This window comes from Helicobacter pylori (assembly GCF_014496965.1).
Classification (GTDB): domain Bacteria; phylum Campylobacterota; class Campylobacteria; order Campylobacterales; family Helicobacteraceae; genus Helicobacter; species Helicobacter pylori_CZ.
This window is the reverse complement of record NZ_JACTCR010000009.1, coordinates 47,286-58,976: the sequence shown is the minus strand read 5'-3', so window position 1 is coordinate 58,976 and position 11,691 is coordinate 47,286. Positions and strand designations below refer to the sequence as shown.

At 39.8% G+C, this 11,691-nt stretch carries 13 protein-coding genes; 3 read left to right on the top strand and 10 right to left on the bottom strand.

The features are described 5' to 3' along the window. Positions 1-298: 298 nt before the first annotated feature. Positions 299-1,444, top strand: a complete 1,146-nt coding sequence (locus tag H7O61_RS04715) for a YbfB/YjiJ family MFS transporter (RefSeq protein ID WP_001263616.1) — start codon at positions 299-301, stop codon at positions 1,442-1,444. A 5-nt stretch (positions 1,445-1,449) separates the two neighbouring features. On the opposite strand, the gene H7O61_RS04710 is transcribed toward H7O61_RS04715, so the two are convergent. Together H7O61_RS04710 and H7O61_RS04705 are read right to left on the bottom strand one after the other, a co-directional pair. Then, the gene (locus H7O61_RS04710; RefSeq protein WP_079332580.1) at positions 1,450-2,415 is read right to left on the bottom strand and encodes a CobW family GTP-binding protein; all 966 of its coding nucleotides are present in this window, start codon (positions 2,413-2,415) and stop codon (positions 1,450-1,452) included. Next, a complete protein-coding gene (locus H7O61_RS04705; RefSeq protein WP_120959351.1) occupies positions 2,415-2,777 on the bottom strand; it encodes a hypothetical protein in 363 nt (120 codons plus the stop codon). Before H7O61_RS04705 ends, H7O61_RS04710 begins: the two co-directional genes overlap by 1 nt. Before the next feature lie 95 nt (positions 2,778-2,872). On the opposite strand from H7O61_RS04705, the gene H7O61_RS04700 reads away from it, so the two are divergent. Together H7O61_RS04700 and H7O61_RS04695 are read left to right on the top strand one after the other, a co-directional pair. After that, positions 2,873-3,982 (top strand): DNA-methyltransferase, encoded by a 1,110-nt coding sequence (locus H7O61_RS04700; RefSeq protein WP_187842287.1) that lies wholly within the window; start codon positions 2,873-2,875, stop codon positions 3,980-3,982. A 10-nt stretch (positions 3,983-3,992) separates the two neighbouring features. Beyond that, entirely contained in the window at positions 3,993-4,685 is a 693-nt protein-coding gene (locus H7O61_RS04695; RefSeq protein ID WP_165549560.1) for a restriction endonuclease, read from the top strand. Between the two features lie 51 nt (positions 4,686-4,736). Here the strand turns inward: H7O61_RS04695 and H7O61_RS04690 are convergent, their stop codons facing one another. From H7O61_RS04690 to obgE, 8 genes are all read right to left on the bottom strand, one after another. Then, positions 4,737-5,618 carry a polysaccharide deacetylase family protein gene (locus tag H7O61_RS04690; protein ID WP_078280418.1) on the bottom strand — a complete coding sequence of 294 codons (882 nt, stop codon included), beginning with the start codon at positions 5,616-5,618 and terminating at the stop codon, positions 4,737-4,739. Positions 5,619-5,630: 12 nt separating this feature from the next. Next, positions 5,631-6,515 (bottom strand): carbon-nitrogen hydrolase family protein, encoded by an 885-nt coding sequence (locus H7O61_RS04685; protein ID WP_187875289.1) that lies wholly within the window; start codon positions 6,513-6,515, stop codon positions 5,631-5,633. A gap of 83 nt (positions 6,516-6,598) precedes the next feature. Next, positions 6,599-7,000: a hypothetical protein gene (locus tag H7O61_RS04680; protein ID WP_053576858.1), complete on the bottom strand. Its 402-nt coding sequence runs from the start codon at positions 6,998-7,000 to the stop codon at positions 6,599-6,601. A gap of 15 nt (positions 7,001-7,015) precedes the next feature. After that, the gene (locus H7O61_RS04675; protein ID WP_000743087.1) at positions 7,016-7,279 is read right to left on the bottom strand and encodes an AtpZ/AtpI family protein; all 264 of its coding nucleotides are present in this window, start codon (positions 7,277-7,279) and stop codon (positions 7,016-7,018) included. Positions 7,280-7,283: 4 nt separating this feature from the next. Continuing rightward, on the bottom strand, positions 7,284-8,576 hold the full coding sequence (hemL, locus tag H7O61_RS04670) for a glutamate-1-semialdehyde 2,1-aminomutase (protein WP_187875288.1): 1,293 nt from the start codon (positions 8,574-8,576) through the stop codon (positions 7,284-7,286). 9 nt (positions 8,577-8,585) lie between these two features. Further along, positions 8,586-9,140 carry a YceI family protein gene (locus H7O61_RS04665; RefSeq protein WP_000738980.1) on the bottom strand — a complete coding sequence of 185 codons (555 nt, stop codon included), beginning with the start codon at positions 9,138-9,140 and terminating at the stop codon, positions 8,586-8,588. 265 nt (positions 9,141-9,405) lie between these two features. Beyond that, entirely contained in the window at positions 9,406-10,401 is a 996-nt protein-coding gene (locus H7O61_RS04660) for an alginate lyase family protein (RefSeq protein ID WP_187875287.1), read from the bottom strand. A gap of 195 nt (positions 10,402-10,596) precedes the next feature. Then, on the bottom strand, positions 10,597-11,679 hold the full coding sequence (gene obgE / locus H7O61_RS04655) for a GTPase ObgE (RefSeq protein ID WP_187875286.1): 1,083 nt from the start codon (positions 11,677-11,679) through the stop codon (positions 10,597-10,599). Between the last annotated feature and the right edge of the window lie 12 nt (positions 11,680-11,691).

Sequence of the window (11,691 nt, the reverse complement as noted above, 5' to 3'; positions counted from 1 at the left end):
TAGCAACTTCAACATTTTTCATTATTGGTGGCATTATTTTATTTTTACTAAGTGCTAATCGCATGTTACTAACACCAAAAGAACGCATGCGTTAAATCCTTAATCCCACCATTTATCAATTGTTTAACTTTTTTTGCTCAATCGTGGGATAGCCCTTTAACGATACGAACGCCCACTAAATGGCATGAACGCCCCTTGAATTTATTCTCATCTCGCTCTCATTATGCGCTATCAATTAACAAGTTTCAATATAATAACACAAAATCTTTTTATAACTTGTCATTTGTTAAGGATCAAAATGCGCGTGTTTGTTTGCTTTTTAGGGGTTTTTGTGTCTAACGGCTTGGCTCGTTTTGGCTATGTGGTTTTAATCCCCCTACTCATTTTATCAGGGAGTTTAACCCCACACCAAAGCTTCCAATTAGGGATTGCGGTGTTAATGGGCTATGTTTTTGGGAGTTTTTTAATCCAATTTTTAAGCCCGTTAATGTCATTAGAAAGCATCGCTAAAATCAGTTTTGGCTTGATCGCTTTGAGTTTTTTAGTCTGTTATTTTGATAGTATCCCTTTCTTTTGGCTTTGGATCTGGCGTTTTATCGCCGGTGTGGCTAGTAGTGCTTTAATGATTTTAGTCGCTCCTCTCTCTTTGCCCTATGTCAAAGAACATAAAAAAGCCTTAGTGGGGGGGCTTATTTTTAGCGCTGTAGGCATTGGATCTGTTTTTAGCGGGTTTGTTCTGCCTTGGATCAGCTCTTATAATATCAAATGGGCATGGATTTTTTTAGGGGGCAGTTGTTTGATAGCCTTTATCCTTTCCTTAGTGGGGTTAAAAACCCGCTCTTTAAGGAAAAAATCCGTTAAAAAAGAAGAAAGCGCGTTTAAAATCCCCTTTCATTTGTGGTTATTGCTCATTTCTTGCGCGCTCAATGCGATTGGTTTTTTACCGCACACGCTTTTTTGGGTGGATTATTTGATCCGTCATTTAAATATCTCCCCCACTATCGCTGGAACTTCATGGGCGTTTTTTGGTTTTGGAGCCACGCTTGGCTCTTTAATCAGCGGCCCCATGGCTCAAAAGCTAGGGGCTAAAAACGCCAATATCTTTATCCTTATTTTAAAATCCATCGCATGCTTTTTGCCCATTTTTTTCCACCAAATCTCTTTACTCAATTTAAGCATCTTTATAATGGGAGCGGCCACAACCGCCAATATCAATTTATTCAGCATGATGGCTTTAAAAATTGCAGGCGCGAAGCATTTCGCTCAAGCGTCTTCGTGGGTGGTGTTTTCTTTTGGCATTTTCCAAGCGCTTTTCTCGTATCTTTTTACGATCTTTTTAGGGGATTTGGGCTATGTTTTGATTTTTGTTATTTGTGGGGTGTGTTTGGTTTTAAGCTTCATCGTTCTTTTCCCTATCAAAATGCAAACAGCTATCCATAAATAGAAAAATTATGGGGTTTCAAAACCCTTAATGCCGAGAAAATCCTTAAAACCCTTTAAGGAATTTAAGATTTTTTCACGCTCTAAATGACGCATGATAAAAACGAGATTAGAGCCATTTTGATCCTTTAAAATATGCTTAGGCGGGTAAATGACATGCATCACGCCGTTAATACTCACCAAAAGATCGCTTCCAATATCAATAATCCCCTTGATGCGTAAAATCTGTGTGCCGTATTGATGCAACAACAAACTCAGCCAAATCCCAAACGCGCTCCACTTCATCGCCCCTTCAAACCTGATGCTTAAAGTCTCAAAGCCTTGCGAGTGCGAATCTTTTGGCATTCTTGGCATAAAATTTCGCGCCCTATTGTTGCGTAAAAAAAAGCTTTCGTAATCTATATTTTTCTTGTCAAAAATTTCTGCGCTAGGGTTAAGGGCTTGTATCCGCTCTTTTAATTTGATTAAAGCCCTGCTGTCGTTTTGCAAATCCGTTTTGGTCAATAAAACGCTATCAGCAAAAACGATTTGCTCTTTAGCTTCGTTGTTTGTTAAATGCGTTTTAGCGTTCAAAACATCCACGCAAGCCACCACGCTTTGAATCTCAAAATGCGCCCCTAAAAAAACATCGCTCAAAATCGTCCATAAAATCGGCACCGGGTTGGCTAAACCGGTGGTTTCAATGATGATGCGCTTTAGAATTTCGCCGCGCCATTCATAGTTGTTGAGCGTGGCTTTTAGAGACTCCACTAAATCTAAGCGTTTGTTGCAACACACGCACCCTGCGTTAAGATAGAGCATTTTTTCACCGCAATATTGAACGCTTAAGATGCGCTGATCCAAAGCGGCTTGACCGATTTCATTGATGATAAGAGCGACGCCTTGGTGATCTATTTGGTTTAAATATTCGCTTAAAAAACTCGTTTTACCGCTGCCTAAAAAACCGGTGATGAGCGTGATAGGGATTTTGGGCATCAGTGAGTGGTATTTGTATTTTGATTTAAAAACGCTAACAGATGAGAATCTAGCGCGTCCATCTCTTTTTTGGCTAATTTTTGCGCCTTACCCCACAAATCGCCTAAATCATTCACGATCACGCTTTGCCCTTTTTTATCGCACAGCACAAATTTCGCGCCTTGCCAATCATTAATTTTTAGCCCATAAAACGCCAAAATTTGATTGAGCAATCCCACTCGTTTGAGCCGTGCTCTTTTGCGTTCTCTAGCGTTTTCATTCGTGCTAATAAGTGCATTTGGCTCTTTCAAATTTTCATCACTCCCATAATTTTCATCACTCCAATGAAAAGAACTGATAAGCTCCCCGCATAAAACGCACATCTTTCAACCTTTTAAATCTAAATCATGCTACAATTTTACTGAAAAAACAAGAATAAATCTCGTGCTGTTTAATTGTTTATTGATTAGGAAATTTAATGCAGGATTATAGAACTCTTACACTAGAAAATATTTATGCGCCAGATGAGATAACAGACGCGCTTTCATTGTTGCAATCTTGCGGTATTGAATCGATTGTTAATCCTTCAAATATCACGCTTAATTTTGACATTGTGGATTTAAAAATGCTTGAATCTACTACACAAAATACGCTAGTTCAAAAGACATTAGAGGAGTTGTATAAAATTCGCTCATTTTCTAGTCAAAATGGCAAAATCGTATTTAAGAGCTTCAACAAAGCCAAAAAAGTCGTCAACAAAAAGCAAAACGCAAAGGCAAGATTGGCTTACGAATCTTACAAAAAAGAGTTTAGCAAGGAGACAAATGAGATTCAAAGCTGTCTTAATCAAATTTACTGCGAAGATAGCTTGGAGTTTTTAAAAAAGCTCCCAAATAATTGCATAGATATAGTGCTAACTTCGCCACCCTACAACTTTGGTATCAACTACAGCACAACGCAGGATGCAAATCTTTGGCAAGAGTATTTCAACACGCTTTTTGCCATTTTTAAAGAGTGTATTCGCGTATTAAAAAGCGGAGGGCGAATCATTGTCAATATCCAGCCTATGTTTAGCGATTATATCCCTACACACCATTTTATCAGCAAATTTTTTGTTGATGAAGGGCTTATTTGGAAAGGCGAGATTTTATGGGAAAAGAATAACTACAACTGCAAATACTGCACTTGGGGAAGCTGGAAAAGCCCTGCTGCACCATATTTAAAATATTCGTGGGAATTTATTGAAATTTTTTGCAAAAATAACCTTAAAAAAGAAGGCGATAAAGACAGCATTGACATAACCGATGATGAATTTAAAAAATGGGTTTATGGAAAGTGGAACTTTGCCCCAGAACGCAACATGAAACAATATGGGCATGATGCAATGTTTCCAGAAGAATTAGTAAAGCGGTGTTTAAAATTATTTTCCTATCAAAATGATATTATATTAGATCCATTTAATGGTGCAGGGACAACGACAAAAGTCGCCAAACAATTAGGGCGCAGATTCATAGGCATAGACATTAGTGAAAAGTATTGTGAAGTAGCAAGAGCAAGACTAAAAGAAGTAACAAATTTATTTAATTGAAAGATGTGATTTGAGTTCTATAAAAGATATTATACAAGTCTATAATAGCGTGGTTAAAGATATTGATAAAGATGCTTCAGGGCAAGGTAGCAGGGCGTATGGTGGAGTTATAAGAAGCACTAAAGGCAAATTACTAGAAGATATCAGCGAAGAGATTGTAAAAATAGCGTGGCAAAATATTGGCGCTAAAGCTAATAGGCTTGAAATAAATTCTAAAAAAATAAAGATTCCTATCAAAGACAGCTACATAGAAAATATAGCTAACAAACAAGTAAGGGCATATATATTAGAGCGTAAGAAAGATTATTATTACGGATTGAGCGTTGATAAACATATATTTGTGGATAATCAATTGGTTATGGGGATAGAGTGTAAAAACTATACGGAAAATGCTATGCTAAAGCGAATATTAGTAGATTTTCATCTCCTTAAAACTTTATATCCAAATATATCTTGTTATTTATTTCAGCTAGAAAGTCAATTAGGAGGGGATTATTCAGCTTTACCAGAAACCCCATTGGGATCAAAATCCACGCATGCTATAATGAGCTACTTTGAAAGCGTGAATCTGAATATAGTAACCTTACTCAAAGGCGAAAGAGATATAAACAAACCCATACACAAATATTTCAAACCTTTAGATGAACAGATTCTCATTAAAGCAATCAAACTAATGGAGAATGAATTGAAAGTTTATTTGTAGCAATTGGTGTGAATCGCTAAATTCACACCAACTTAGAGACAATTCCAACCGCTATTTTTTTCTAGGGTTTCGTTTTAAGAAATCATCAGCGATTTCATTGAACGTTACCCAACGCACGCCCTCGTGCTTGTTGATATGCTCAATGATTTTTTCATGCATGAGCAACACTTGCGGGCGAGCGCTCACATCAGGGTGGATTGTCATGCTAAACACCGCATAATCCATCTCACGATAAACCCAATCAAATTGATCGATCCACATTTGCCCTATATCGCGCGGGCTTACAAAACCAAAGCTATTGGGGGATTTTTTGATAAACATCATCGGCGGTAAATCGTCCAAATACCAATTCGCAGGGATTTCCACCAAATCGGTTTCCACCCCACGGATTAAGGGCTTCATCCAATCCTTAGCCTCCAAACTATAATCAATCTTGCTCCAACTATCCCCCACGCGCACGAAATAAGGCGTGAAATCATTGTGCATGAGCGAGTGGTCGTATTTGAAGCCGTGTTTTAAAAGCAATTCATTAGTGATATTGGAAAACTCCCACCACGGTGCCACATAGCCTGTAGGGGCTTTGCCGGTGAGATCTTTAATCAATTCAACGCTTTTTAACAAAACATCTTCTTCTTGCTTGGCACTCATAGCGATAGGATTTTCATGCGAATACCCATGAGCGCCCACTTCATGCCCTGCATCCACGATCATTTTCATTTGCTCTGGAAAAGTTTCAATAGAATGCCCAGGTGCAAACCAAGTCGCAGGGAGATGGTATTTTTTAAACAATTTCAAAAGCCGTGGGATCCCCACTTCACCCGCAAAAAGCCCGCGCGAAATATCATCAGGCGAATCCTCCCCGCCATAGCTCCCTAACCAACCAGCCACCGCATCAATATCCACGCCATAAGCCACTAAAATTTCTTTTGCCATAATCGCTCCTTTTTAAGTGAGTTTTCCAAACCCCTTTTTGGTGAGTTTGGTGTCAAAATCTTGTAAATAAGGAATTTTTTGGCGTTGCAGCGCCGCTTCGTTTAAATCCATTTCAGCGATAATGGCTTCATTAAGCTTGGTGGCTTGTGCGATGATTTTCCCGTTGGGCGCGATGATTCTTGAATCGCCGGCAAATTCTAGCGTTTGTTTTAATTGAGCGTTAGTTTCTTCCCCACTATGATTGCACGCGCACACAAAACAGCCATTTTCTAACGCTCTAGCCCTGCTCAATAAATCCCAATTATAAGCCCTAGCCTTGCCAAACGCGCTAGGATAGATTAAAATCTCAGCCCCTTGTAACGCTAAAAGATTCGCACCCACGCCAAAGCCGATTTCATAGCAAATTTGCAAACCCACTTTCGTGCTAAAATCCCCAAAATCCAGCGTAAAAACCTCGTATTTTTTACCCCTTTTGAAGCGTGATTTTTCATCGCCCCACAAATAAATCTTGCGGTGTTTTCCAACGATTTTTCCTTTTGGTGGAATGATATAAGCGCTGTCGTAGAGTTTTTGATTGGTTTTTTCAATACTGCACGCCACGATATGCGTATCGCTAGACTTCGCAAAATCGCTTAACGCTCTTAAAGTCTCGTTTTTTAGCGTTTCCTCGCCATGCTTTATCGCTTTGAGATCTATCCCAAACTCTGCGTCTTTATCATTCACGCAATAACCACTATCAAACAATTCCGGTAAAACAATGAGATTCGCACCTTTGTTGTGGGCTTCTTTGGCTAGGTTGAGTGCTAATTGCAGGTTTTCATTTAAGGCGTAGGGTTTGGATTGCATTTGAATCACGGCGGTTTTTAGGATTCTTTTAGCGGGATTTTTTGTTTTCAAGATCCACTCCCATTTTTGTTTTTATTGTATAGGATTAAAAATTAAAAGAGGATTAAAGGGGTTAAAATCCATGTGAGTTTGTGTCAAAACTTACCATTATTGTTTAAGAATCGTAATAACGCGCTAGAGAGCGAGCTCACAAACACGCCGATAAGAAACGACAATCCGTTAAAAAGATGCAAGAATAAAAGCGTTCCTAAAATGCCTAGTAAAACCCCATACCCCCCTAAACGCCACACATTGAAAGACATTTCCAAACCCAGGGCGAATTTTTGGAATTTTTGCTTTTCTTCTTTTTCTCCATTTTGTTTCCTTAAATCCAAACGCTTTTTAACGCCGTAATACGAAGACAACGCCACGATAAAAAACCCTAAAAACCCCCCTTCAAAATTCAAAACCCCTTGAAATGCTTGGAAAAAATAAACGATAATCGCGCTAACTATATTGATAAAAAGTAAAATAAGCAAGCATTGGATTTGGCACATGGGATTTTATGGCATTTATTTTGTTTTATTTTGTGTGTATTTGGGGTCTTTGGCTAATTCTTCATAGTCTTTTTGCATGTTTTTATAAGCTTTATAGACATTAAGAAAGCTCGCTAACACGCCCCAGATAACCCCAAGCCAAAAAAGCCACGAAATGTGAGTGAGCTTTTTAAGCCCATAGCCTATAGCCACGCCCATAAGGATCGCTACCACCATAGAAAGCCCCAAGCTCAAATAATTCGCCCCCTCTATGAATTTATAATACTTTGGCTTTTTCAAAAATTCACACGCCCTTTATGATTTCATCAAAACTTTCATCAGCCTTTGCAACCGCTAAATCAATCATCTCTTCAGTCATAGGCTCACAAATAAAGCCGGTTTCAAAGCTTGAGCACGCCAAATACACGCCTTTAAAGAGCATTTTTTGGTGGAATTTCGCAAACATTTCTGTATCGCTTTTTAAAGCGTCATCAAAATCGCACACCGCATTTTCGTTAAAGAAAAAGCCAAACATGCTCCCTCTGTTGAGTGTCTCTAAAGCGATGTTATAACTTTGAGCGCTCTTTTTTAAACCTTGAGTCAAACGAATAGCTAAAGCGTTTAAGCGGGTATAAAGGGTTTTGTCTCTTTTGATTTTATAAAGCGTGCTCAACCCCGCACACACCGCTAGGGGGTTACCGCTCAAAGTGCCTGCTTGATACACGCCTCCAATGGGTGAAAGCAAGTCCATAATTTCCGCACGCCCCCCAAAACACGCCAAAGGAAGCCCCGCGCCTATCACCTTACCAAAGGTTACCAAATCCGGCACCACGCCATAAAATTCTTGTGAACCGCTCAAACTCGCTCTAAACCCGCTCATCACTTCATCTAAAATCAGCACCGCTTGGTATTTTTCACACAAAGCCTTTAAGCCCAATAAAAACTCTTTTTGAGCCGGCACTAACCCCATATTCCCAGCAATGGGTTCAATGATGACGCAACCCACATCGCCTTTTTTAAAGCATTCTTCTGCGGAGTTCAAGTCGTTATAACGAGCCACCAGAGTGTGTTTGCTAAAATCGTTCGGCACGCCTAAAGAAGAAGGAGAGCCAAAAGTAGCGCACCCGCTACCCGCTTTCACCAACAAAGAGTCGCTATGCCCATGGTAGCACCCTTCAAACTTGATCAAATCGTCTTTTTGGCTATAAGCTCTAGCGAGTCGTATCGTACTCATGGTCGCTTCTGTGCCGCTATTCACTAAACGCACCTTATCTAAGCCTTCATAACAAGAAATGATTTCCTTAGCTAAAGTGGTTTCTAACTCCGTGGGAGCGCCAAAAGAAGTGCCTTTTTTTAAGACGTTAATAATATTTTCTTCAATCTCTTCATCAGCATGCCCAAAAATCAAAGGCCCCCAACTTTGCACAAAATCTATATAATGATTGTTATCCACATCATAAAGATACGCCCCCTTACCTTTTAAAATAAAGGGTGGAGTGCCTTTAACGCTCTTAAACGCCCTCACAGGCGAATTGACCCCCCCAGCAATCACTTGCTTGGCTTCATTAAAATCATTAATGCTGTGCAACAACTCCATGATTTTACATTATCCCTTGATCATGCTTTCAAATTGGATTTCCACTTGCGACCAAGTCAAGCCCTCATGAAAGCTCTCGCATCGTTTAGCCAAGCTCGCTAATTCGTTTTTCAAGCCAAAATTCAATAAATCCAAAACCCCTTTAACCACGAGCTTATCATCAGCAATCGTGTATTGCATAGGCACTTTCACCAGCTTTTCATTCATCCTCACATAAGCCGTAAGAGAACCTGCATGATCGCCTTCTATCACATTTCTAAAAGTTACTTTAATGTTAGTGTTTTTAAAAAGAGCGAAAAAAGCTTCCTTAACGTTTTTGTTTTTAGTGTCATCGCCCAAATTGACTTTCAAGCTATCCATGCTCGCACTCGCCCCTTCTAAAAGGGTTTTCAAACTATCTTGAGATTTGCCTAGTTTATAAGTGATGCTTTCAAAACTCCCACTCACCGGCGTTTTAGCCTTAGTTTTAAAGGCTGTCCATGTCGTTTTAGCTGAAGATAGATCCAAATTCACCGCTTGCAAAAACCCTGCTAGTAAAACCGATACCAAAACCATTTTTTTCATTCATTATCCTTTAATGTGGTCTTATCAAAAACGCCTATTATTTTAGCGTAAAAATACGCATGCTTACAACTAAAATGATTCATTTTGATAATCATTTGCACTCTAAATACGACTTAAAGATACAATTGCGTTTATTTTAAACTCTTTTTGTAAATAATGCTGACTGAACCAAACATTCTCAATCAGTAAAAAAATATTTTTATTGGAGTGCATGACTTAAGAAAAGAGAACAACCTCTACGCTATGATCTTGAATGCAGAAAAATTCATGGCGATCGGAGTTTCAGCCTGAAGCCATCTTCATGCAAATCGCCTTGCTCTAAAAGCTCATCCGCGCTAGGGCTAGAATAATGCTTGGCTAAAATAATGAAATAGGCGTTGTTATGCACCCCAATGAGATTAGGCTGGAAATAGGGGAAAGTTTCAGGGTTTAGAATCCATGTTGCGGCTTTGTTATACGCCACAGAGAGCCTTTGTCCGGCTCCACTACCCCACAAATCATACCCGTTCTCAAAAAGCAATTCGCCTGATATAGTTATCGCAAGAAGCGCAAAATTAGTATAAGCTATCCCCTTAATGCCCTTTGTAGGGCCACCATGATAATCGCTCGTATCGCTCCTAGTGATCGCGCTAGCAATAACCCCATTCTCATCTATGGCTTTAAATATCCACTCCTGCCACCGATTAGCGCTGTTTTGCAAAAGGGCATGATCATCTAGCGCTAACGCAGAGCTCACATCAAAGAGAATCCCCCACGCCCCATGGTTAGTGTTAAGAGCTGATTGAGAATACTGACGCATCCGCCTAATGAAATCTTCATATTCTGGGCTAGGAAATTCTTTTTTGACAAACCAATAAGCCATGTTCATATAAGGCATGTAAAAATTGATATTGTCCTCGCTTTGATAAGTATCCACGCTTTGAAGCTCATTAGCCCAAGCGTTTAAAATCTCTATAGCTTTTAAGCCGTATGGTTTGTTTTGGCTCACTAAATAGCCTAGTGCTAAATCATAGGAAACCATAGCGGATTTTTTAAAACTCTTGGTGCAGGCATCAGGCTCTCTAACCCCAGTAGCAGTGTAGTGTTTTGATGCGTTAAGTTGCGCACATGGCTGTATTGTTTGGGAGAGCTTTTTATCAAGGTGGAGTTTTTTGGGCAAATCTATAGATTTAAAATCCCTAAAAAAGTAATCTTGCTCAGCGTAAGCTTGAACGCAAACGCAAACACATATGAACAACAAGAATAAAACAAATCTTTTCATCTCTCACCTTTGCTTGAATTGATTAAAAAATAGCGTTTTATGGCAACGCTTTCAACAACAGAAATTTCACGCCATTATACTATGCGTGTGTCTTTGTGCATCTTGTGAAACACCCTCTATAACCCCCACTCCACACGCTATAATTTAGTGGAGTGTATCTGGCTTGATTAAACTATTTTCAAATACAACAGGGCTTCATTGTAACGCTTTCAACAACACAAATTTAAGCACATGCGTATTAAGAGCGCTAACTGCTGAAAGGGGTAAGACAAAGAGCACTGATTTTTCATTAGGGTTATTTTCAAAATCGCTGGTTAAATGGGGGTGCAAAAACCCTAAATACGGCTCTAAACCAAACGCCTCTAATTTTTGTGCTTCTAAGTTTAAAAAGGTGCAAAAATCCTTAGCCATCTCATCAATGTTTTCTGCAACATCGCATTTATTGAGCAACACCCCAAAAGGCTTATTGGCCAAAGCGGGTGAAAATTTTTCCAACTCCAATCTCAAGCGTTGGTATTGCTCTTTAATACCCAAATCCAGCCTAGAAGCGTCTAAAACAAAGGCTAGAACTTTGGTGCGTTCAATGTGCTTTAAAAAGCTAATCCCTAAGCCTTTTCCCTCACTAGCCCCTTCAATAATGCCAGGAATATCAGCCATTAGAAATCCGCTTTTTTCATCCACGCTCACAACCCCTAAATTAGGCACTAGAGTCGTGAATTCATAATTAGCGATTTTGGGCTTAGCGTTAGAGATGGTGGAAATAAGCGTGGATTTACCCGCATTAGGGAAGCCCACTAACCCTATATCAGCGATGAGCTTTAATTCCAAGCGCACGCATTTTTCAACCCCTTCTAAGCCTTTTTGCGCGTAAGTGGGTTGTTGTTTAGTCGCGCTTTTAAAATGTGCATTCCCTAACCCCCCCTTGCCTCCTTTTAAGGCTAGCACCTTTTCTTTAGGCGTGATCAAATCAAGCCACAACTTGTCATCTGCAAAAACTTGCGTTCCTGGTGGCACGACAATAATTTTGTCTTCGCCCTTTTTGCCCGCGCAATTCCGTGTGCCTCCTGGAGCCCCGTTTTTAGCCTTATGGTGTTTGGTGCCTCTAAAACTCGCTAAAGTGTCGGTATTGTTATCCACTTCAAAATACACATCGCCTCCATCGCCCCCATCGCCCCCATCAGGGCCCCCTTTGATGACAAACTTTTCTCGCCTAAAACTCACCATTCCAGGCCCCCCCTTACCCGAAGCGATGATGATTTCCACGCTATCTACAAACACAGCTTAAATACC